Raw genomic sequence first — 19,739 nt, forward strand, 5'->3', positions numbered from 1 at the left:
CGGTCTTCGGCAAGTGCCGTCGCCGAGAACCGGGGTGGTGTCGAATGGACGGAGTGTTCGCGCTCGCAAGCTTGTTTGCCGTCGCCTTCGTTGCCGCGACGATCCTGCCGGCCCAGTCGGAGGCCGCGCTTGTCGGCTTGCAGCTCGCCGGCTATCCGCTCGGCCTCACCATCGCCGTCGCCAGCGTCGGCAACACGCTCGGCGCGATGGTCAATTGGGCGCTCGGGCGCGGCGTGTCGCGCTACCGGGATCGTCGTTGGTTCCCGGTCTCGCCGAAGGCACTTGCCCGCGCGTCGAACTGGTATCGCAGATGGGGGCGCTGGAGCCTGCTTTTGTCATGGGCGCCGATCGGCGGCGACGCGCTGACCGTCGCCGCCGGGGTCCTGCGTGAACCCTTCTGGAGCTTTGTGCTGCTGGTGGCGGTGGCCAAGACCGGGCGCTATGTCGCGGTTTCGGCGCTCGCAGCCGGTCTTTGGGGCTGAGCGGCCGTTCGCGACCGTTCCGGAGCGGGGCTGGGGAAGCGGGACGGAGAGGGGGGTGGCGGCTCTAGTCCCCCTTCGCCTTCATCCCGGCATCGCCGATCAGCATGATTTTTTGCCAGATCTTGCGCGACAGATTGGTGCCGAGCGTCTCGATATCGTTGACCGCGTCGACCACGATACTGTCGTTGACCGACTGTGCGTAGAGCGCGGCAAGTTTGCCGGTGATCGACAGCATTTCGGAGCAGTAATCGAGATAACGCGCCAGGTCGCCCGCGCCCAGCGTGCGTTGCGGCGAGCTTCTGGTGCGCCGGAAATCGGCCGACAGGGCGGCCGGATCCTTGGTCAGCTGATGCATGTCGATGACGTGGATCATCGAGCGCAGCCCGTGCAGCTGCCGGAACACGCGCTTGCGTTTGATGCGCTCTTCGGCGCTGACCAGCGAGAACAGGCCGAGGCCGGCCAGCAGCAGCGTATTAATCGAGGCTTCCAGACCCTGGACGAAATCGAACGCGCCGGTCGGCGTCCGGTCGAACGAGACGATCGTGCCCACGAACACGAAGACCGACGCCCCGACCAGGATGACCACGCCGATCAGGGCGCGCAGCCAGCCGATCGGCGCCTCCAGCGCCTGCGCGCCCTGGACGAGATCGCGCGCCAGAAGGACCAGCTCATGCGCGACCTTGCGCAGTCCGGCCTCGGGAAAGCGCTCCTCGACCCGACGCTCCAGTATCTCGGCTGTGAGAATGATGCGTTCGGGGTCGAGGGTGCGATAGGCCATCGCCCGGCTCTATTTCGGCGCGTTGGTCTGCGCGCCGAAGCGGTTTGGTCCTTGCGTGCCCGGCGCTAGGCACAAGAACAGATACATCAAAATGTCGCCGATGATGAAGAACACCGCGAACCAGCCCGGCTGGTTCATGTCGTGCAGCCGTTTCACCGAGGTGGCGACATGCGAGATCAGCGTTGCGCCGACCACCAGGAGGAAGATCCCGCCCCAGAAGGTGGCCGTCGCGTCGTTGTCGCCGGCATTGATGATGCGATAGATCGGATAGACCCGGAGCAAATAAAGCAGCAGCCCGGCCAGCGCGTAGGCTTGGCGGCTGAGGCGGCCGGAAAAGCCGAAGAACAGCCAGAGGATTTGGCCCGGACCCACCTGGTTCAATCCCTCAGCAACTCGTTGATCGAGGTCTTGGAGCGTGTCTTTTCGTCGACCCGCTTGACGATGACGGCGCAGTAGAGGCTCGGGCCCCAATCCTTGCCGGGGATGGTCTTGCCCGGCATCGTGCCGGCCACCACCACCGAATAGGGCGGAACCTCGCCGTAAAACACCTCGCCGGTGGCGCGGTCGACGATCTTGGTCGATTTGCCGATGAACACGCCCATGCCGAGCACCGAGCCCTCGCGCACGATGCAGCCCTCGACCACCTCCGAGCGCGCGCCGATGAAGCAATTGTCCTCGATGATCGTCGGCCCGGCCTGCATCGGCTCCAGAACGCCGCCAATGCCGACGCCGCCCGAAAGATGCACGTTCTTGCCGATCTGCGCGCACGAGCCGACGGTCGCCCAGGTGTCGACCATCGTGCCGGCGTCGACATAGGCGCCAAGATTGACGAAGGAGGGCATCAAGACCGCGCCCGGCGCGATATAGGCCGAGCGGCGCACCACCGCGTTGGGCACGGCGCGGAAACCGGCCTTCTCGAACTCGTTCGCGCTCCAGCCGTCGAATTTGGACGCCACCTTGTCCCACCACACGGCTTCGCCCGGTCCGCCCTTGATGATCTCCATCGGGTTGAGCCGGAAGGACAGAAGCACCGCCTTTTTCAGCCATTGGTTCACCCGCCAGGCGCCGTCGGCGTCGCGTTCGGCCACCCGCGCCTGGCCGCGATCCATCAGCTCGAGCGCCGTCTCGACGGCGTCCCGCACCTCGCCGCGCGTGGTCGTGCTGACGCCGTCGCGCGCCTCGAAGGCCTGTTCGATCGTGCGCTCGAGGGCTGCGAGGTCGGGCTTGTGCATCCAGGGCTCCATTACAACGTCTCATTAAGGGATAGGCTTTAGCCATAGATGGGGCGAAAGTCGCGCGGAACCTATGTCAACGCCATGGGAGGGTCAATCGCGACCATGCCGGGCGGACGGTGCAAAGCGACGCACAAGGGGACTAGACGCATGAACCCGATGGACAAGAACGGCTGGACGCCGTTGCCGCATTCGGATGAGGATCTGGAACGCTCGCGCAGCGTGCCCGATACCGAGCAGACGCGGTCGTCTGCCTATCGCCTGGCCTGGGACGACGACGATTTCATGACCCGGCGCGAACTGCGCGCCGTGCGCCTGCAGCTCGAGCTGTTGAAGCCGGAAATGGCGCTCGCCGAGCGGGGCATCCGCTCCACGGTGATCCTGTTCGGCGGCGCGCGCATACCCGAGCCCGGCGGCGAGGCCTGGGCGGCCAAGAACAAGGTGCAGGAAAAGAACCTGCTCGCCAACAGCCGCTATTACGAGGAGGCGCGCAATTTCGCCCGCCTCTGCTCGCATCACTCGGCTGCGTCCTACTACCGCGAATTCGTCATCGTCACCGGTGGCGGTCCGGGCGTCATGGAGGCCGGAAATCGCGGCGCGGCCGATGTCGGCGCGCCCACGATCGGGCTCAACATCGTCCTGCCGCACGAACAGGCGCCCAACCCCTACGTCACGCCCGAACTGTGCTTCAACTTCCATTATTTCGCGATCCGCAAGATGCATTTCATGATGCGCGCCAAGGCGGTCGCCATCTTCCCCGGCGGTTTCGGGACCATGGACGAGTTTTTCGAAACGCTGACCCTGATCCAGACCGGGCGCATGGAGCGGGTTCCCGTCATCCTGTTTGGCCGCGCGTTCTGGGAAGGCGCGGTCAATATCGATTTTTTGGCCGAACAGGGCACCATCTCGCCCGACGACCGCAACCTGATCGACTATGTCGACACGGCCGACGAGGCCTGGGATCGCGTCAAGCGTTTCTACGAGATCTGACGCGCGCCGCTGGCGCGGACCTGCGGCGCCGGCCAGTCAGGCTTTGCCGCCGGCTGGATTGATCGCGGCCAGGAAGCCGGCGAGATCGTCGGTCACGTAATCGACATCGTCCTCCTTGTCGGCGTCCTGTTCCCAGATTTCCGCAAAGGTCGGCTCGAAATTGCGCGGCACGATCAGCACCGTCTTCATGCCGAGCGCCTTGGGCACGGCCAGATTGCGGGCCAGATCCTCGAACATCACCGAATCGGCGCCCGCGACCCGGTGTAGCGCGGTGAACTTGTCGTAGGTCTCGCGCGCCGGTTTCGGCACCAGCCCGGCGGCCACGATGTCGAATATGTCGTCGAAATGGTCGAGGATGCCAAGCTGTGCCGCCGTGCGCTCGGCATGGCCGCGATCGCCATTGGTGAAGATGAACTTGCGGCCGGGCAGGGTCCGAATCTGCGCGCCGAGGGCCGGGTCGGGCGCGAGATGGGTGTAGTCGATATCGTGCACCTTCTGCAGAAAATCGTCTGGGTCGATGCCGTGGCGGACCATCAGCCCGTTCAGCGTCGTGCCGTGCTCGCGGTAGAGCTCCTTCTGCAGCACGCGCGCCTGATCGCGCGGCAGTTCCAGCAGTTCCGACACATAGGCCGTCATGCGCACGTCGATCTGGGCGAACAGGTTCGAGTGGTGCGGATAAAGCGTGTTGTCGAGGTCGAACACCCAGTTGCGGATGCCGGTGAAGTCGGACGATTCGGGAATCTGTGTCATGCCGCCTTATCGCATCTTTGCCGCAGCGATGACAGCGGACACGACCATCCGGCAGTTCCGGATCGTTTCAAATTTGACCGAAGTCTCATACCGGATTTTTAACGGTGCGATGGCAACAGCGGCCCGTGGGGAGTACGCAATGCGCTCTATTGTTTTGAACTCGGCACTGATCGCCGTCGGCGCCATGGCGACCTCGGTTTTGGTCGCTTTCAGCCTTATGCGGCTGCAAGGCCTGTCCCTGGGACCCAATGGCCTCCTGATGTCGCTCGTATGCCCGTTGGTGATCGGCTGGCCTGTTAGTGCCTTCCAACTGTACCAGCGGCGGCGGTTCCTCGACATGCACGCCCGACTGGCCCGCGCGCACACCGATCTGCACCAGGCGCATGCGCGGCTGGCCGAGCGGGCGAGCCGCGATCCGATGACCGGCATGCTCAATCGCGAAAGCGCGCTCGACGCGATCGCCGGCGAGCAGGCGACGGGGGGCGACGGCGCCCTGCTGATTGTCGATGCCGATCATTTCAAGGCGGTCAACGATACCTATGGCCACCAGGCGGGAGACGTTGCGCTGGTGGCGATCGCCAATGCGATCCGCCGTGCCCTGCCGCGCGGCAGCATTGTCGGCCGCATCGGCGGCGAGGAGTTCGCTGTCTACCTCCCCGGTTGCCGGGGTCCTGCGATCGCGCAGGTCGGCGAGGATATCCGGCGCGCGGTCGCCGCGACGTCGTTCAGGCCGTCCGACCGGCCGGTGCCGCTGTCCGTCAGCATTGGTGGCACGCACTTTTCCCGCGCCCTGACGGTCTCGCAGGCGCTGCGCAGCGCCGATCGGCGTCTCTACCTGGCCAAACGGGCCGGGCGCGACTGCGTGGTGACGCAGGACGACGAGAACCGCGCGGCCGCATGACGGGACGAGGCCGGTCCGTGGCGTTCCTCTTGCCTTGAAGGTCGCGGTCGGCCTAGATCGCCTCTTTTACGCGAGGGGCGTTCTTGGAACTCTGGATACCGATCACCATCGCGGCCGCGTTCCTGCAGAACATCCGTTCCGCGATGCAAAAACATCTCAAGGGCGTGATGGGAACCACGGGGGCAACCTTCGTGCGCTTCGGTTTCGGCGTGCCCTTCGCGCTTGTGTTCGTGGCCATGCTGCATCTCGGCGCCGGCCATGCGCTGCCTCGGCTCAACGCGACCTTCTTTGCCTGGATGCTCGTCGGCGGGCTCGGTCAGATCGCGGCCACCTTTTTGCTGATCCACCTGTTCTCCTTCCGCAACTTCGCCGTCGGCACCGCCTATTCGCGCACCGAGCCGGCGCAGGCGGCGCTGTTCGGCCTGATTTTCCTCGGCGAGAAGGTCTCGGCCGGCGCGCTGGCCGCCATCGGCGTCAGCGTGTTCGGCGTCATGCTGATCTCGGTCGCCCATACGCCCTTGAGCTGGCGGGCGCTGTTTGCCTCGCTGGCCGGTCGCAATGCCCTGGTCGGGCTTGCCTCGGGGGCCTTGTTCGGCATCACGGCGGTTGCCTACCGCGCCGCCTCGCTGGCGCTCGGCGGACCCAATTTCATCATGCAGGCCGCGGTCACGCTTGCCTGGGTGATCGTGTTCCAGAGCCTGGTCATGGCCTTGTGGATGCTGTGGCAGGACCGGGCCGAGATCGGCCGCATCCGCAAGGCGTGGAAGCCGGCCCTGGTGGTCGGGCTTGCCGGCGCCACGGCCTCCTTCGGCTGGTTCATGGCCATGACGTTGCAGCAGGCGGCGGTGGTCAAGGCGCTGGCGCAGGTCGAGATGATCTTCACCTTCGCCTCGACGGTCTATTTCTTCCGCGAGCGTATCAATTTGATGGAAACCGCCGGCTGCCTGCTGATCGTGGCCGGCATCCTGCTTTTGCTGGCGATGGGCTGACGCCGGGCGCAGGCCCGCGCCGTCTCGCGTTACGGCACGATCAGCGTGCCGGCGCCGTGCTCGGTAAACAGTTCCAGAAGTACGGCATGCGGCGTCTTGCCGTTGAGGATGACCACCCCTTCCACGCCGCGCTCGATCGCCTCGATACAGGTCTCCACTTTCGGGATCATGCCGCCCGATATGGTGCCATCGGCGATCAGCGACCTGGCTTCGGCCACCGTCAGCTCGTCGATCAGCGTCTTGTCGCGGTCGAGCACGCCCGGCACGTCGGTCAGAAACAACAGCCGCGATGCCTTGACGGCGCCGGCGATCGCCCCGGCGAAGGTGTCGGCGTTGATGTTGTAGGTGTGGCCGTCGCGGCCCGGCGCCACCGGCGCGATCACGGGGATCATTTCCGACCGCGCCAGGAGATCGAGCAGCGTGCGGTCGACCTCGACCGGTTCGCCGACGAAACCGAGATCGAGCACGCGCTCGATGTTGGAATCGGGATCGATCGCGGTCTTATGCGCCTTCTCGGCGAACACCATGTTGCCGTCCTTGCCGCACAGGCCGATCGCCCATTCGCCCTCGGCGTTGATCAGCGCCACGATCTCCTTGTTGATCGAGCCCGCCAGCACCATCTCGACGATCTCGACGGTCTTGGCGTCGGTGACGCGCAGGCCGCCCTCGAATTTCGATTCGATGCCCATCTTGGCCAGCATCGCCGCGATCTGCGGCCCGCCGCCATGCACGACGATCGGGTTGACGCCCGACTGTTTCAGCAGCGCGATATCGCGGGCGAACGCCCGGCCGAGCTCCGTGTCGCCCATGGCATGGCCGCCATATTTGACCACCACGGTCTTGTTCTCGTAGCGCTGCATATAGGGCAGCGCCGCCGAAAGCAGACGCGCTTGTTCCCGGGCTGTGGCGGCAATGTCGCTCGTCATCGGTTTCCTGTTGCGGCCGTTAAAAAATGTCCGGCGGGTCATAGCGGGAAAGCGGGGATCGGGCAATTGCCGCCGGCGCCCGCGCCCCCCTGAGGTCGTCTATGCCGGTTTTTCGTGGACGCGTGACGCTTGCGGCGTTATAAGCGCGGCCTCTTTCGGGGAGTACGGGTTCGATGAACAAGGTTGCCTGATCCGCACGAAACGGCGTCGTCGCGCCGGGCCGGATCGTTTGTCCCGCACCCTGTTCATCATGCTCACCGAGAAAGACGCCCCATGCACGCGCCTGATCCGCACGACACCCACCCGCTGCCGTTCCACCCGCGCACCGCGTTTCTGAAACCGTTGATCACCCGCCCGACCATCGAGGTCGGTGACTACACCTATTACGACGACCCGCTTGGCCCCGAGCGTTTCGAGGAGCACAACGTGCTCTATCATTTCGACTTCGTCGGCGACCGGCTCGTCATCGGCCGTTATTGCGCCATCGCCGCCAACACCCGTTTCATCATGAACGGTGCCAACCACGATCTGCGCGGCTTTTCCACCTTTCCGTTCGCCATTTTCGGCGGCGCCTGGCGCGACAGTTTCGATCCGCAATCGCTGGCTGCCGGGTTTCGCGGCGACACGGTCGTGGGCAACGACGTCTGGTTCGGCATCGACGCCACGGTCATGCCCGGCGTGGCGATCGGCGATGGCGCGATCGTGGCGGCCGGCGCCATGGTGTCGGCCGATGTGCCGCCCTATGCCGTGGTCGCTGGCAATCCGGCCCGCATCGTGCGCATGCGCTTCGATGCCGCCACCGTCGAGCGCCTGCTTGCGGTTGCCTGGTGGAACTGGCCTGTTGACAAGGTGACGCGCAACATCGATGCCATCGGCGGAAACGATCTGGAACGGTTGGAATCAGCGACGTGAGCGAGACGAAAACCGACAGCGGCACCGGGCGGGACTTTCCTCGCGCGTGGGTCTTCATTCGCGGCGTGCCGGCGATGAAATTCCTGCCGCCGGAAGGCCCGCCCGAGATCGCCTTCGCCGGCCGGTCGAATGTCGGCAAATCGTCGCTGATCAACGCGCTGGTCGGCCAGAAGGCGCTGGCGCGTACCTCCAATACGCCGGGCCGCACGCAGGAGCTGAACTATTTCGTGCCCGACGGCCACGCCGGCACCGCCGATGACCTGCCGCCGCTCGCTTTGGTCGACATGCCGGGTTACGGCTTCGCCAAGGCGCCCAAGGCGGTGGTGGAGAACTGGACCAGGCTGGTGTTCGACTATCTGCGCGGCCGCGTCACGCTGAAGCGCGTCTACGTGCTGATCGACGCCCGCCACGGCGTCAAGGCGATCGACGGCGAGGTGATGGACCTGCTCGACCGCGCCGCAGTCTCCTATCAGATCGTTTTGACAAAGGCCGACAAGATCAAGCCGCCGGCGGTTGAAACCCTGCTCGCGCAGACTTTGGCAACGGTCAAGAAGCGGCCCGCGGCCTATCCCGAGGTGCTGGCCACCTCGTCGGAAAAGGGCGTCGGCATTGACGGCCTGCGCGCCGCGATCATGACGGCAATCGCCTCGTAGGCCGGGCCGGGCGTGGCGCGAAGCGCTGCCCGGTCGCCGTTTTTGCGTCGGTTATGCCGCGCCGGAAGGTTTGAAGGTAAGCGCCAGCCCGTTGATGCAATGGCGCTTGCCGGTCGGCGGCGGGCCGTCGTCGAAGATGTGGCCGAGATGGCCGCCGCAGCGGCTGCAATGGCACTCCGTGCGCACCATGAAAAACGACCGGTCCATCCTGGTGCCGATCGCGTCGGGCAGTGCCTCCCAGAAGCTCGGCCAACCGGTGCCGGACTCGAACTTGGTCTGGGAGGAGTAAAGCGGCAGATCGCAGCCCGCGCAGTGGAAGGTGCCGGCACGCTTTTCATCGTTGAGCGCACTGGTGAAGGCGCGTTCGGTCGCCTCCTCGCGCAGCACCTTGTAGCGCTCGGGCGTCAGGATTTCCCGCCACTCGGCCTCGGTCTTTTCGATTTCGAACTGGTCTTTGTCCTTGGCCATTGCAGGGCTCGCTATGTCCTGACGCGCCAGGAGCGGCAATCCGGCCACGATGGCGGCGCCGGTCGAGCCGTAGAGAAAAAATCTTCGGTTCATGGCGGTCTCCTTTTCCAGATAGCGTATCGGGCAGGCACGGTCACGGAGAAATCAATTCGCCTTGACGAAGACCGGCACTTGCGCGAACGCTCCGCGCCACGGCTTGGCCGTGGCGCGGAGCGTGCCCCGCCGCCGCACGGGGTGTTCGAAAATCCGCGGCGGCGCCGCGAGAGCGGGTGGCGCCGGGCCTTAGGCCTTCGGCAGCAGCACCGTGTCGATGACGTGGATGACGCCGTTCGACTGGTCGACATCCGCAATCGTCACGGTGGCGACGTTGCCGTTCTCGTCGGTCAGCGTGATGTTGTCGCCGTCCATCTTGGCCTGCAGCATGCAGCCGCCGACGGTTTCGACGGGATGGTTGCCGCCGTCATCCTTGATCATCTTGCCGATCGCATCCGACATCGCCTCGGCCGCCACCACGTGGCAGGTCAGAACCTTGGTCAGCGTGTCCTTGTTCTCCGGCTTCAGCAGCGTGTCGACCGTGCCGTCGGGCAGTTTGTCGAAGGCGGCGTTGACGGGCGCGAACACCGTGAACGGCCCTTCGCCCTGCAGCGTCTCGACCAGGCCGGCCGCCTTGACGGCCGCCACCAGCGTGGTGTGGTCCTTCGAGTTGACGGCGTTTTCGACGATATTCTTGTCGGCATACATCGCCGCTCCGCCGACCATCGGATTGTCGGCATGGGCGATGCCGGCGAGGGTGGAGACGGCGAAGGCGCCGGCGAGTGCGAGAAGCTTGGAATTTTTCATCGTATCGAAACTCCCTGTTGGTTTGTCCCAGCGGGTGGGCAGGCGAAGACACGGGATCGTTTGGCCGAGAGTTTCAGGGAAGAATCGTTGAAAGTGAAAGCTGATTTATTCCGAATGTTGATGTAACGACGCCGCGGACTGGAAGGCGTTGGTCCGCAGCCTGGCCTGCTTTATCGTTTGCTCGGCCGAGTCGGAGCCGGTGCCGCGGCAGGGCGGCGCGGCCGCGACCGGCGTCTGTCGGACCGCCATTGGAAAGCAAAGAGGTGCTGCATCATGCCCGACCAGTCGAAACCGGTCGTCTACCACATTCCCGTCTGCCCGTTTTCGCAGCGCCTCGAGATCCTGCTCGAACTCAAGGGACTGCGCGACCGTGTCGCCTTTCACGTGATCGACATCACAAAACCGCGCCCTGACTGGCTGCTCGAACTGACCGACGGGACGACCGCGCTGCCGGTGCTTGCGACCGAAAACGGCGGCGTCATCAAGGAAAGCCTGGTCATCATGGCCTATCTCGAGGACCGCTTCGCCGAGCGGCGGGTGGCGCGCGCGGACGCTTACGAGCGCGCGGTCGAAAACATGCTGATCGCCCGCGAGGGCCCCTTCACCGCCACCGGCTATATGTTCGTCCTCAACCAGGATCCGGCCGCCCGCGCCGGTTTTCACGACAAGATGCTGGGCCATTACCGCGATTTCGACCGCTTCCTGCGCAAGCACAATCCCGACGGGCCGTTTCTGTTCGACCGGTTCGGCCTTGCCGAAACCGTGTTCACGCCGATTTTCATGCGCTTCTGGTTCCTCGACTATTACGAGGATTTCGACCTGCCGGTGGAGGGGTTCGAGCGCGTCGCTGCCTGGCGCGAGGCCTGCCTGGCGCATCCGGCCGCCGGCCAGGTGAGCCGCGAGGAGATCGTCAAGCTCTACTACGACTACGCGCAAGGCGCCGGCAATGGCGCGCTTTTGCCGGGGCGGACGAAATCGAGTTTCGTGTTCGAGCCGTCTTGGCGCGCGCGGCCCTGGCCGCCACGCGCCAAATACGGAGAACCGGCGGACGACGCCGCCTTGGGCTTGGCCTGATCGGACTTTGCTTTCGGCGGCCGGGTGCCGTCGCGCTCAAATGGCGCGCAAGTCGCCGGCCGCCACGACCGGACCGGTCGGCTGGCCGGTGGGGGAGCCGCCGGCCGGTTCGAGACTGATCGCAAACACCGCGCCGGCCTCGATCTTGCGGCGCAGCGCCTCGCCGACGGCGAGATGGACGGTGGAGCCGGCCGGGATAATCCCGAGCGAGGCCGGCGGCGTGTCTCCCTCGATCACCCACAATTCGAAATCGCGGCCGCCGTCGCGCTCGCCGGTAACGTGCGACAGCCCGATATCGCGGGTGCTGGCGTCGTAGACGACGAAATAATGAACATTGCTTTCCTGCGGCGCCAGCGAAGCCACCAGGCGCCCGGCCGGTTCGTCGACCGGCGGCGGCGCAAGCAGCGGCACGGCCAGGGCGAGAACCAGCCCGGCGATCGCCGCGGCCGCGATGCCGCGCCACACGGCAAGGCTTTGCCACAAGCCGCCTGCGGGAGCCGCGGCCCCCCGTGACGTTGCCGTGGCGCCGTCGGCCGCAAACAACCGTGCGTCGAGCCCGGCCTTGACCGCGGCCGGCGGCTCGACCGGTTCGTAACCCGCCGCCAGCGGCGCCATATGCTCTTCCCAGCGCTCCACCAGCCGGGCGAAGTCCGGATCGGTCTCGATCCGGCGGGCGGCCGCGCGGCGGTCGTCGCCGTCGAGCGCGCCGAGCACATAGTCGGCGGCCAGCGCGTCGTCGCCGGTCAGTTCGCGTCCGTTGTCGTCGGCAGCGCTCATCGCTCCAGACAGTCCCTGAGTTTCAACAGGCTGCGCCGCAGCCATGTCCGCATCGTGTTCAGCGGCACGCCGTGCCGCGTGGCAAGCTCGGCATAGCTGTCGCCGCTCAGATAGGCGCCGCGCACCGCCGCCGACCGCTCGTCGTCGAGTTCGTCCATACACTCGTCGATGCGCCGCCTCTCGCTGGTCATCACGGCGACGGATTCCGGTCCAGGCTTAGGATCGGCGATCTCGGCGGCATGGTCGATCGGCGCACCGCTCGGGCGCCGCGCCCGCAGCTTGTCGATCGCATGGTTGCGCGCCACCGCCACCAGCCACGAGATCGGACTCAGATCCGAGACGGCGAAGCGGTCGGCCTTGGTCCATATTTTGACATAGACGTCCTGCAACGCTTCCTCGGCCTCCGCCCGGTCCCTCAAGACACGCAGGCACACGCCGAAGAGTTTCGCGCTGGTTTGCCGGTAAAGCAAATCGAAAGCCCCGCGATCCTTCATCGCGGTACGGACGATCAGTTTTGTAATGTCGTGCGGCGTCATGCCGGCTCAACCTAGCGCGCCGCGCTGTATTTGCAATGCGGCATCGCCCCATTGCGGCGATGGAAAGCGGCGCGGCGCTCCGCCGCCCCGTTTCCGGCATCAAAAAGCCCGCACGCGGCGGGCTTTCCGAACTTGCGCCGATCCGGTTCGGCTATTCCGCCGGCTGTTTCGGCTTCTTCTTGAACAGCCCGCCCAGATTGTCCCACAATTCGATCTTGGCGCCCTGGCGCTTCATGATCACGCCCTGCTGGAGGATCGACAGGAAGTTGTTCCAGGCCCAGTAGATTACCAGCCCGGCCGGGAAGGTGGCCAGCATGAAGGTGAACACCACCGGCATCCAGTTGAAGATCATCGCTTGGGTCGGGTCGGGCGGCGTCGGGTTCATGCGCATCTGCAAGAACATGGTGATGCCCATGATCAGCGGCCACACCCCGATCAGCAGGAAGGCCGGCACGTCGTAGGGCAGAAGTCCGAACAGGTTGAAGATCGACGTCGGGTCGGGTGCGGCCAGGTCCTGGATCCAGCCGAAGAACGGCGCGTGCCGCATTTCGATGGTGACGTAAAGCACCTTGTAGAGCGCAAAGAAGACGGGAATCTGGATTAGCACCGGCCAGCACCCGGCCAGCGGGTTGATCTTCTCCGTCTTGTAGAGCTCCATCATCGCCTGCTGCTGCTTCATCTTGTCGTCCGCGTATTTCTCGCGGATTTCCAGCATTTTCGGCTGCACCTTCTTCATGTTCGCCATCGACTTGTACGACTTGTTGGCGAGCGGGAAGAAGATCAGCTTGACCACGACGGTGGTGGCGAGGATCGCCAGGCCGAAATTGCCGAGCAGCTTGTAGAGCCAATCGATAAGATAGAACATCGGCTTGGTGATGAAATAGAACCACCCCCAGTCGATCAGCAGGTCGAACTGGCGGATCTGCCGGTTTTCCTCGTAGGCGTCGACCCGGGAGACTTCCTTGGCGCCGGCAAACACCATGGTTTCCACGGTTGCCGACCCGCCGGCGTCGACCACCATCGGATCGGACAGGAAATCGGCCTGGTAGCGCGAGCGGTTGTCGTCGAGATAGACGAAGCGCGGCTGGAAGGCCTGCTTGCCCGACGGCACCATCGCCACGGCCCAGTATTTGTCGGTCATGCCGAGCCAGCCGTCGCTCGATTTCGACGGCACGATCTTGCCGTCTTCCTCGACGTCGGAATAGTCGATTTCCTGCAGACCTTCCTCGCCGGTGACGCCGATCAGGCCCTCGTGCAGTACGTAGATGCCGGTCGTCTGCGGTTTTTCGAAGCGCGTCACCCGACCGTAATTGCTGATCGAAACCGCGTTGCCCGAGGCGTTTTCGATCGTGTCGGACAGCGTGAACATATAGTCCGAATCGACCGCGACAGTGCGCTTGAAGGTCAGGCCCTTGTCGTTGGTGAAGGTCAGCACGACCGGGTTCTGCGGCGTCAGCTTCGCATTGCCGTCGACCGACCAGACCGTATCGTAGCTCGGCACCTGGCCGCTCGCCTCGCTGCCGACATAGCCGATTTCGACGTAATAGGCGTTGGGAACCGCCGACGGGTTGAGAAGCTCGATGTTGGGCGAGTTCTTTTCCACCGTCACGCGGTAGTCTTTGAGCAACAGGTCGTCGATACGTGCGCCCGTCAGGTTGATCGAGCCCGCAAGGCGCGGCGTGTCGATGACGACGCGACCGCCGCCGGCGAGCGCGTCGTCGCGGCCGCCCTGTCCGGCCGGCCCGCCGGGCACGTCGGCCGGCGCGGCGCCGGGTATGTCTGGGTTTACCGCCGGCGCGCCGGTCGCGCCGTCGGCCTTTGCGGCTCCGTCCGCCTCGGCCTGTTCCGTCTCGAGGCGGGTTTGCTCGCGTTGACTCTCGATCTTCGGGTTGACGTAGAAGACCTGCCACACCGTCAGGATCAGGATCGACAGCGCGATCGTGATGAAGAAATTACGGTTGTTTTCCATCAAGAGCCGTTCCGCGCATTCGTCGGGAGAGTTCGCTTTTCAGCTGGTCGAAGGGTATCGCCGCGATTTCGCGGCGCCCGACGATCACATAGTCCTTGCCGCGCGCCATGTCATCGGCTGCGTGCGTGCGCACGGCCTCCTTGAGGCGACGCCGGATAAGGTTGCGTATAACGGCGTTGCCGGTTTTTTTTGTGACCGTCAAGCCGAGGCGCGGCGCGGCGTCGTCGCCACGATCGTAAACCTCGAGCAGAAACAGACGTCCGCGCCGTTTTTCTCCGCGCCGTGCGGTCAGAAAATCGGCGCGTTTGCGCATCCGTTCCGGCGGGCGCGCACTGCGCCGGTTGCCGGTCAACGCCGCGCGGTCCGGTTCAGGCCGAAAGCCGGCTGCGGCCGCGGTTGCGCCGCGCCGCGATGACGCGGCGGCCACCCTTGGTTGCCATACGGGCGCGGAAGCCATGACGGCGTTTGCGCACGAGCTTGGACGGCTGATAGGTACGTTTCATTTATTTAATACCGCGGCGTGCGGCCCTTCTTGGATCTATCTCTTCAAAACAGGAGCTTTCGGATCTGGACGTGGGCGCACACAAATGGCGCCGGGCCACGGACCCGAACGTGCGGCGGCTTATAAAAAGATGGTCGCCGGAAGTCAATGAAAAGCCGGCATCTGGCGCGCTGGCGCTCGAAATGTCGTGACGAGACGGCTCACGAAAGGGTGAGGCCCTTTCGGAGTGCGGTCAATAGACGGTGAGATCGCGGCCTGACGGGTTGTACCCATCCGGTTGCTGGGCCAATTCGGGTGGGTGTTTCTTTGCCGCACCCAACGCCACAGGATTGTGCCATGCCCGATGCCGCCACCCGTAAACCGGCCCCGCGCGCGACACGGCGCCACGTGCTGGCCGGCGGCGGCGCGGCCGCGCTTCTGGCAATGGCGGGCGTGCCGGCCTTGGCGGCGCCGATCGGCGCGTTCGGGCCGCGCGGCACGGGCGGGTTCGACCATGCCGCCTACGACCGGCTCCTGCAGGCCCATGTCAGGCCCGACGGACACGGTTACAACCGCGTCGACTATCGCGGTTTCGCCGCGTCCGGCCGCGCGACGCTGAAATCCTATCTCGACCGTCTGCAGCAGGCCCGCCCGTCGACTTTCGGCCGCGCCGAGGCGCATGCCTACTGGATCAATCTTTATAATGCCAAGACTTTGGACGTGGTGCTCGACAACTATCCGGTCGCCTCGATCAAGCAGATCAATCTCGGCGGCGGCGGATTGTTCGGTCGCGGCCCCTGGTCGAAGAAGATTATCCGCGTCGAGGGGCGCGACGTCTCGCTCGACGATGTCGAGCATCGCATCGTGCGTCCGATCTTCGCCGATCCGATGAGCCACTATGCGCTCAACTGCGCCTCCTATTCCTGCCCGAACCTGGCCGCCCGGGCCTTTACCGGCGCCAATCTGGACCGGTTGATGGCCGACAACGCGGCCGCCTACGTCAATCACCACCGTGGCCTCAGCGTCGCCGGCCGTGCGATCACCGCCTCCAGGCTCTATTCCTGGTACGCGTCCGATTTCGGGGGCAGGGGGCGGTTGAAACGGCATTGGCGCCGTTTCGCCGCGCCGCCGCTGAAAAACGCCCTCGACACAGCGCGGCTTGGCGATTTCGTTTATGACTGGGCGCTCAACGATGTCTGAGGAGACAGCCATGTCCGGCGATGCCGGCAACAGCCCGACCGGCCGGCGCGCGGCGCTGTGGCGCTACGCGCCGATCGCCGTCGTCGTGGCCGGGCTGCTGTTCGGCTATGCCATGGGCTGGCACCGCTTCCTCTCGCTTTCCTATCTGTCGGAAAGTCGCGAGATGCTGGCCGCCTTCGTCGCGGCGCATTACGGACGCGCGGCTGTGCTGTTCTTCGCCGCCTATGTGCTGGCCGTGGCGTTTTCCTTCCCGGCCGCCTCGGTGCTCACCGTCCTTGCCGGTTTCCTGTTCGGCTGGCTGGTCGGCGCCGTGCTGGTCGCGTTTGCCGCGACACTCGGCGCGACCGTCGTCTTCCTGGCCGCGCGTACCGCGTTCGGCGACGTGCTGCAGCGCAGGCTCGGTGCGCGCACGGCGCGTCTGGCCGACGGGTTCCGGCGCGACGCGTTCGGCTATCTGCTCGTGCTCAGGCTGGCGCCGATCTTCCCGTTCTGGATCGTCAACATCGCCCCGGCGTTCTTCGCGGTCGAGCTGCGCACCTACGTCGCCGCCACCTTCATCGGCATCCTGCCCGGCACGCTCGCCTATGCCTGGCTCGGCGCCGGGCTCGACAGCGTCCTGGTCGCGGCGGGCCAATCCGGCCGCGACATTGCGCTTCGCGATCTGGTGACGCCCGAAATCACGCTCGCCTTCGTCGCGCTCGCCCTTGTTGCGGCGATCCCCACCATCGTAAAGAAGGTCGGCGGCCGGCGCGCCTGAACCGCGGTGCCGCCGCGCCGCCGCGAAAGCCGGCGGGCCCGGGGCCATGCGAAGGGATTTTATGACCGATACGATATTGAAACCGGATATTTGCGTCATCGGCGCCGGTTCCGGCGGCCTGTCGGTCGCCGCCGCCGCCGCCGCGTTCGGCGTGCCGGTGGTGCTCGTCGAAAAGGGCAGGATGGGCGGCGATTGCCTCAATTACGGCTGCGTGCCCTCCAAGGCGTTGATCGCGGCCGGCAAGCGTGCCGCCGCGCTGCGCGGCGCATCCGCCTTCGGCATCGCCGACGTCGAGCCGAAGGTCGATTTCAAGGCCGTCAACCGCCATGTCCGGGACGTGATCGCGGCGATCGCGCCGAATGATTCGGTCGAGCGCTTCACCGCGCTCGGCGTTCATGTCATCCGCGCCCAGGCGCGCTTCACCGGCCCGCGCACGGTCGTGGCCGGCGACACCGAGATTCGCGCCCGCCGCTTCGTCGTCGCCACCGGCTCCTCGCCGATGGTGCCGCCGATCCCCGGGCTCGACGATGTCGATTTCCTGACCAACGAGACGATTTTCGATCTCACCCGCCGGCCGTCGCGGCTGATCGTCATCGGCGGCGGGCCGATCGGCATCGAGCTCGCCCAGGCCCATCGCCGTCTGGGTTCGGAGGTGACCGTGCTCGAGGCGTTTTCAGCACTCGGCCGGGACGATCCCGAGGCGGCCGCGGCGGTCCTGGAGCGGTTGCGCGGCGAAGGCGTCGTCATCCGCCAAAACACCGCCGTCGCGCGGGTCGAACGGCGCGGCAAGACTGGGGTGCGGGTCTATGTCGAGACCGACGCCGGGCCCGAGCCCATCGACGGCAGCCATCTGCTCGTGGCCACCGGTCGCACGGTCGATGTCGACGGGCTCGGCCTCGACGAGGCTGGCATTGCCCACGACGAAAAGGGCGTGAAAGTCGACGCCAAGCTGCGCACCACCAACCGCCGCGTCTACGCGATCGGCGATGTCGCCGGCGGGCCGCAATTCACCCATGTCGCCGGCTATCATGCCGGGCTGGTCGTGCGCGCGCTGCTGTTTCGCCTGCCGGCGCGCGAGAACCGTGCCATCCTGCCGCGGGTTACCTACGCCGATCCCGAGCTCGCCCAGGTCGGCATGACCGAGGCCGAGGCTCTCAAGGCCCGTGGCGGGGTCCGCATTCTGCGCTGGCCCTATGCCGAAAACGACCGCGCCCAGGCCGAGCGCCAGACCGCCGGCTTCATCAAGCTGATGGCGGATCGGCGCGGCCGGTTGCTCGGCGTCACGATCGTCGGCGCCAATGCCGGCGAGATGATCAATCTTTGGGCCCTGGTCCTGTCGAAAAAACTGCGTTTGCGCGACGTCGCCGCCTATGTGCCGCCCTATCCCACGATGAGCGAAATTGGCAAACGCGCCGCGATCACCTATTTTTCGGGTGTGGCCCGCAAGCCGGTGGTCAGGCGGCTGATCGCGTTTTTGCGATTGTTTGGCTGACCGGCCGGTCCGCGCGGGCAGGAAAGGCGCGATGACGAGCCACGACAAAGCCCAGCACGGCGATGACACCGTTCCGGACGGTTCGGCCGGTCCGGCCGCCTGGCCACATCGCCTGTCGACCAAGCTTTTGTTGTTGACCATCGTGTCGGTGCTGATCGCCGAGGTGTTGATCTTCATCCCGTCGGTGGCCAATTTCCGGCTGCGCTGGCTCGAAGAGCGGCTGTCGACGGCCGCCGCCGCCAGCGTGCCGTTGATCGAAAGCGGTGAGATCGAGCTGCCGCCGCAACTGCGCGACGACGTCTTGATGGCGCTCGGCGCCAAGGCGATCGCCGTGCGCGACGAGGGCGTGTCCCGGCTGCTGGTGGCGTCCGACATGCCGCCCGATGTCGACGAGCACGTCACCCCGTCCGAGGTCGGCCCGCTGGCCGCGATCGCCGGCGCGCTCGACACGATGATGGAGGGCGGCGACCGCATGCTGCGCGTCTACGGGCGCGTCGGCGACAGCCCGATGGATTTCGAGCTGATCCTGCCCGACGCCAAGCTGCGCGCGGCCATGTTCGTCTATGCGCGCAACGTCGCGCTGTTGTCGTTGCTGATTTCGCTGATCACCGCCGGGCTGGTGTTTTTCGCCATCCACGCGCTGATGATCAGGCCGATTCACGGCATGCGCCGGGCCATGTCCGCTTTCGCTGAGGCGCCCGACGATCCCGGCCGCATCATCCGCCCCTCCGGCCGGCGCGACGAGATCGGCATCGCCGAGCGCGAATTGTCGGTGATGCAGAACCAGCTCCACCAGACGCTGGGCGAACAAAAACATCTCGCCGATCTCGGCCTGGCCGTGTCCAAGATCAATCACGACATGCGCAACATCCTGGCGTCCGCGCAGTTGATCTCGGACCGGCTGCGTGCGGTCAAGGACCCGTCCGTGCAGATGTTCGCGCCCAAGCTGGTGCGCGCCATCGACCGCGCCGTCGGCTACACCGAGCGCGTTCTGGCCTATGGCCGCGCCCACGAGGCGCCGCCGACGCGCCGCATCCTGCGGCTGCGCACGCTCGTCGCCGAGGTCGAGGGCCTGGTCGGTCTCGATCCGCGCGCCGACATCGAGTTCGTCAACGCGGTCGCGCCCGATTTCGAGGTCGACGCCGATGCCGAGCAGCTCTTCCGTGTCCTCAACAATCTGTGCCGCAACGCCGTCCAGGCGATGGCGGCCGACCGGGAGGGCTCGCTGGTGCGCCGGCTGACCGTGTCGGCCGAGCGCGAGGGCAGCGTCAGCCGCATCCTCGTCGAGGACACCGGTCCGGGCCTGCCGGCCAAGGCGCGCGACAATCTGTTCGCCGCCTTTCGCGGCGCGGCGCGCTCCGGCGGCACCGGTCTCGGCCTGGCGATCGCCCATGAGCTGGTGCGCGCCCATGGCGGGGCGATCGAACTGGTGGAAAGCGTCGGCGGGCGCACCCGGTTCTTGATCACGATTCCCGACCAGCCGGTCCGGCTCGACGAGGCGCGCCAGACCATCCGCCGCCCGGCCTGAGCGG

At 65.9% G+C, this 19,739-nt stretch carries 23 protein-coding genes; 11 read left to right on the plus strand and 12 right to left on the minus strand.

The window, feature by feature from the left end:
* Nucleotides 1-44 precede the first annotated feature (44 nt).
* A complete protein-coding gene (locus EP380_RS00180) occupies nucleotides 45-482 on the plus strand; it encodes a YqaA family protein (RefSeq protein ID WP_127595313.1) in 438 nt (145 codons plus the stop codon).
* Nucleotides 483-546: 64 nt separating this feature from the next.
* Here the strand turns inward: EP380_RS00180 and EP380_RS00185 are convergent, their stop codons facing one another.
* From EP380_RS00185 to dapD, 3 genes are read right to left on the minus strand one after another with little or no spacing between them, the layout of a single operon-like run.
* The gene (locus EP380_RS00185; RefSeq protein WP_106572731.1) at nucleotides 547-1,260 is read right to left on the minus strand and encodes a hypothetical protein; all 714 of its coding nucleotides are present in this window, start codon (nucleotides 1,258-1,260) and stop codon (nucleotides 547-549) included.
* Nucleotides 1,261-1,269: 9 nt separating this feature from the next.
* On the minus strand, nucleotides 1,270-1,632 hold the full coding sequence (locus EP380_RS00190; RefSeq protein ID WP_158264415.1) for a DUF805 domain-containing protein: 363 nt from the start codon (nucleotides 1,630-1,632) through the stop codon (nucleotides 1,270-1,272).
* 5 nt (nucleotides 1,633-1,637) lie between these two features.
* Nucleotides 1,638-2,492, minus strand: a complete 855-nt coding sequence (gene dapD, locus EP380_RS00195; RefSeq protein ID WP_127595319.1) for a 2,3,4,5-tetrahydropyridine-2,6-dicarboxylate N-succinyltransferase — start codon at nucleotides 2,490-2,492, stop codon at nucleotides 1,638-1,640.
* A gap of 150 nt (nucleotides 2,493-2,642) precedes the next feature.
* Here dapD and EP380_RS00200 point away from each other — a divergent pair, with 150 nt between their 5' ends.
* Entirely contained in the window at nucleotides 2,643-3,482 is an 840-nt protein-coding gene (locus EP380_RS00200; RefSeq protein ID WP_106572733.1) for an LOG family protein, read from the plus strand.
* Nucleotides 3,483-3,518: 36 nt separating this feature from the next.
* Here EP380_RS00200 and EP380_RS00205 read toward each other — a convergent pair whose 3' ends face one another.
* Nucleotides 3,519-4,232 carry a pyrimidine 5'-nucleotidase gene (locus tag EP380_RS00205; RefSeq protein WP_106572734.1) on the minus strand — a complete coding sequence of 238 codons (714 nt, stop codon included), beginning with the start codon at nucleotides 4,230-4,232 and terminating at the stop codon, nucleotides 3,519-3,521.
* Between EP380_RS00205 and EP380_RS00210 the strand changes: the two genes are divergently transcribed.
* Both EP380_RS00210 and EP380_RS00215 read left to right on the plus strand, forming a co-directional pair.
* Nucleotides 4,231-5,133 (plus strand): GGDEF domain-containing protein, encoded by a 903-nt coding sequence (locus tag EP380_RS00210; RefSeq protein WP_238719637.1) that lies wholly within the window; start codon nucleotides 4,231-4,233, stop codon nucleotides 5,131-5,133. The two genes, EP380_RS00205 and EP380_RS00210, sit on opposite strands and share 2 nt — an antisense overlap.
* Nucleotides 5,134-5,216: 83 nt before the next feature.
* On the plus strand, nucleotides 5,217-6,122 hold the full coding sequence (locus EP380_RS00215; RefSeq protein WP_106572736.1) for a DMT family transporter: 906 nt from the start codon (nucleotides 5,217-5,219) through the stop codon (nucleotides 6,120-6,122).
* A gap of 29 nt (nucleotides 6,123-6,151) precedes the next feature.
* Here the strand turns inward: EP380_RS00215 and argB are convergent, their stop codons facing one another.
* The gene (gene argB, locus EP380_RS00220) at nucleotides 6,152-7,048 is read right to left on the minus strand and encodes an acetylglutamate kinase (RefSeq protein ID WP_106572737.1); all 897 of its coding nucleotides are present in this window, start codon (nucleotides 7,046-7,048) and stop codon (nucleotides 6,152-6,154) included.
* Between the two features lie 273 nt (nucleotides 7,049-7,321).
* Here argB and EP380_RS00225 point away from each other — a divergent pair, with 273 nt between their 5' ends.
* Together EP380_RS00225 and yihA are read left to right on the plus strand one after the other, a co-directional pair.
* Entirely contained in the window at nucleotides 7,322-7,960 is a 639-nt protein-coding gene (locus EP380_RS00225) for a CatB-related O-acetyltransferase (RefSeq protein ID WP_127595322.1), read from the plus strand.
* Complete coding sequence (gene yihA / locus EP380_RS00230) at nucleotides 7,957-8,613, plus strand: ribosome biogenesis GTP-binding protein YihA/YsxC (RefSeq protein ID WP_106572739.1); 657 nt, start codon at nucleotides 7,957-7,959, stop codon at nucleotides 8,611-8,613. The genes EP380_RS00225 and yihA overlap by 4 nt, the downstream gene beginning before the upstream one ends.
* A 51-nt stretch (nucleotides 8,614-8,664) precedes the next feature.
* On the opposite strand, the gene msrB is transcribed toward yihA, so the two are convergent.
* Both msrB and EP380_RS00240 read right to left on the minus strand, forming a co-directional pair.
* Nucleotides 8,665-9,174: a peptide-methionine (R)-S-oxide reductase MsrB gene (msrB, locus tag EP380_RS00235; RefSeq protein WP_127595325.1), complete on the minus strand. Its 510-nt coding sequence runs from the start codon at nucleotides 9,172-9,174 to the stop codon at nucleotides 8,665-8,667.
* Between the two features lie 189 nt (nucleotides 9,175-9,363).
* Nucleotides 9,364-9,921 carry a fasciclin domain-containing protein gene (locus EP380_RS00240; RefSeq protein WP_106572741.1) on the minus strand — a complete coding sequence of 186 codons (558 nt, stop codon included), beginning with the start codon at nucleotides 9,919-9,921 and terminating at the stop codon, nucleotides 9,364-9,366.
* A 273-nt stretch (nucleotides 9,922-10,194) separates the two neighbouring features.
* On the opposite strand from EP380_RS00240, the gene EP380_RS00245 reads away from it, so the two are divergent.
* A complete protein-coding gene (locus tag EP380_RS00245; protein WP_127595328.1) occupies nucleotides 10,195-10,995 on the plus strand; it encodes a glutathione S-transferase family protein in 801 nt (266 codons plus the stop codon).
* 36 nt (nucleotides 10,996-11,031) lie between these two features.
* Here the strand turns inward: EP380_RS00245 and EP380_RS00250 are convergent, their stop codons facing one another.
* From EP380_RS00250 to rpmH, 5 genes are all read right to left on the minus strand, one after another.
* Nucleotides 11,032-11,772, minus strand: coding sequence for an anti-sigma factor (locus EP380_RS00250; protein ID WP_127595331.1), 741 nt, complete (start codon nucleotides 11,770-11,772; stop codon nucleotides 11,032-11,034).
* Entirely contained in the window at nucleotides 11,769-12,308 is a 540-nt protein-coding gene (locus tag EP380_RS00255) for a sigma-70 family RNA polymerase sigma factor (protein ID WP_127595334.1), read from the minus strand. Before EP380_RS00255 ends, EP380_RS00250 begins: the two co-directional genes overlap by 4 nt.
* Nucleotides 12,309-12,459: 151 nt before the next feature.
* A complete protein-coding gene (yidC, locus tag EP380_RS00260) occupies nucleotides 12,460-14,277 on the minus strand; it encodes a membrane protein insertase YidC (RefSeq protein ID WP_127595337.1) in 1,818 nt (605 codons plus the stop codon).
* Nucleotides 14,261-14,629, minus strand: coding sequence for a ribonuclease P protein component (rnpA, locus tag EP380_RS00265; protein WP_280951743.1), 369 nt, complete (start codon nucleotides 14,627-14,629; stop codon nucleotides 14,261-14,263). The genes yidC and rnpA overlap by 17 nt, the downstream gene beginning before the upstream one ends.
* A gap of 16 nt (nucleotides 14,630-14,645) precedes the next feature.
* Nucleotides 14,646-14,780: a 50S ribosomal protein L34 gene (gene rpmH, locus EP380_RS00270; protein WP_106572747.1), complete on the minus strand. Its 135-nt coding sequence runs from the start codon at nucleotides 14,778-14,780 to the stop codon at nucleotides 14,646-14,648.
* Nucleotides 14,781-15,115: 335 nt separating this feature from the next.
* On the opposite strand from rpmH, the gene EP380_RS00275 reads away from it, so the two are divergent.
* The 4 genes from EP380_RS00275 to EP380_RS00290 all read left to right on the plus strand — a co-directional run bounded on the left by EP380_RS00275 (nucleotide 15,116) and on the right by EP380_RS00290 (nucleotide 19,735).
* Nucleotides 15,116-15,958, plus strand: a complete 843-nt coding sequence (locus tag EP380_RS00275) for a DUF547 domain-containing protein (protein WP_127595340.1) — start codon at nucleotides 15,116-15,118, stop codon at nucleotides 15,956-15,958.
* Nucleotides 15,959-15,968: 10 nt separating this feature from the next.
* Entirely contained in the window at nucleotides 15,969-16,715 is a 747-nt protein-coding gene (locus EP380_RS00280) for a TVP38/TMEM64 family protein (RefSeq protein ID WP_238719639.1), read from the plus strand.
* Nucleotides 16,716-16,776: 61 nt separating this feature from the next.
* Nucleotides 16,777-18,207 carry a dihydrolipoyl dehydrogenase family protein gene (locus EP380_RS00285; protein ID WP_127595344.1) on the plus strand — a complete coding sequence of 477 codons (1,431 nt, stop codon included), beginning with the start codon at nucleotides 16,777-16,779 and terminating at the stop codon, nucleotides 18,205-18,207.
* Between the two features lie 31 nt (nucleotides 18,208-18,238).
* On the plus strand, nucleotides 18,239-19,735 hold the full coding sequence (locus tag EP380_RS00290) for a sensor histidine kinase (protein WP_127595347.1): 1,497 nt from the start codon (nucleotides 18,239-18,241) through the stop codon (nucleotides 19,733-19,735).
* The last annotated feature ends 4 nt before the right edge of the window (nucleotides 19,736-19,739 follow it).

The organism is Nitratireductor alexandrii, from assembly GCF_004000215.1.
GTDB classification, from domain to species: Bacteria; Pseudomonadota; Alphaproteobacteria; order Rhizobiales; family Rhizobiaceae; genus Mangrovimarina; species Mangrovimarina alexandrii.

What these genes read in the sequence shown, in the direction of transcription:
- EP380_RS00290 (WP_127595347.1), top strand. Translation starts at nt 18,239, where the DNA reads ATGACGAGCCACGACAAAGCCCAGCACGGCGATGACACCGTTCCGGAC.
- EP380_RS00245 (WP_127595328.1), top strand. Translation starts at nt 10,195, where the DNA reads ATGCCCGACCAGTCGAAACCGGTCGTCTACCACATTCCCGTCTGCCCG.
- rpmH (WP_106572747.1), bottom strand. Translation starts at nt 14,780, where the DNA reads ATGAAACGTACCTATCAGCCGTCCAAGCTCGTGCGCAAACGCCGTCAT.
- yidC (WP_127595337.1), bottom strand. Translation starts at nt 14,277, where the DNA reads ATGGAAAACAACCGTAATTTCTTCATCACGATCGCGCTGTCGATCCTG.
- EP380_RS00285 (WP_127595344.1), top strand. Translation starts at nt 16,777, where the DNA reads ATGACCGATACGATATTGAAACCGGATATTTGCGTCATCGGCGCCGGT.
- EP380_RS00250 (WP_127595331.1), bottom strand. Translation starts at nt 11,772, where the DNA reads ATGAGCGCTGCCGACGACAACGGACGCGAACTGACCGGCGACGACGCG.
- msrB (WP_127595325.1), bottom strand. Translation starts at nt 9,174, where the DNA reads ATGAACCGAAGATTTTTTCTCTACGGCTCGACCGGCGCCGCCATCGTG.
- EP380_RS00255 (WP_127595334.1), bottom strand. Translation starts at nt 12,308, where the DNA reads ATGACGCCGCACGACATTACAAAACTGATCGTCCGTACCGCGATGAAG.
- EP380_RS00225 (WP_127595322.1), top strand. Translation starts at nt 7,322, where the DNA reads ATGCACGCGCCTGATCCGCACGACACCCACCCGCTGCCGTTCCACCCG.
- EP380_RS00240 (WP_106572741.1), bottom strand. Translation starts at nt 9,921, where the DNA reads ATGAAAAATTCCAAGCTTCTCGCACTCGCCGGCGCCTTCGCCGTCTCC.
- EP380_RS00205 (WP_106572734.1), bottom strand. Translation starts at nt 4,232, where the DNA reads ATGACACAGATTCCCGAATCGTCCGACTTCACCGGCATCCGCAACTGG.
- EP380_RS00180 (WP_127595313.1), top strand. Translation starts at nt 45, where the DNA reads ATGGACGGAGTGTTCGCGCTCGCAAGCTTGTTTGCCGTCGCCTTCGTT.
- argB (WP_106572737.1), bottom strand. Translation starts at nt 7,048, where the DNA reads ATGACGAGCGACATTGCCGCCACAGCCCGGGAACAAGCGCGTCTGCTT.
- EP380_RS00185 (WP_106572731.1), bottom strand. Translation starts at nt 1,260, where the DNA reads ATGGCCTATCGCACCCTCGACCCCGAACGCATCATTCTCACAGCCGAG.
- EP380_RS00275 (WP_127595340.1), top strand. Translation starts at nt 15,116, where the DNA reads ATGCCCGATGCCGCCACCCGTAAACCGGCCCCGCGCGCGACACGGCGC.
- EP380_RS00200 (WP_106572733.1), top strand. Translation starts at nt 2,643, where the DNA reads ATGAACCCGATGGACAAGAACGGCTGGACGCCGTTGCCGCATTCGGAT.
- EP380_RS00210 (WP_238719637.1), top strand. Translation starts at nt 4,231, where the DNA reads ATGCCGCCTTATCGCATCTTTGCCGCAGCGATGACAGCGGACACGACC.
- dapD (WP_127595319.1), bottom strand. Translation starts at nt 2,492, where the DNA reads ATGCACAAGCCCGACCTCGCAGCCCTCGAGCGCACGATCGAACAGGCC.
- EP380_RS00280 (WP_238719639.1), top strand. Translation starts at nt 15,969, where the DNA reads ATGTCCGGCGATGCCGGCAACAGCCCGACCGGCCGGCGCGCGGCGCTG.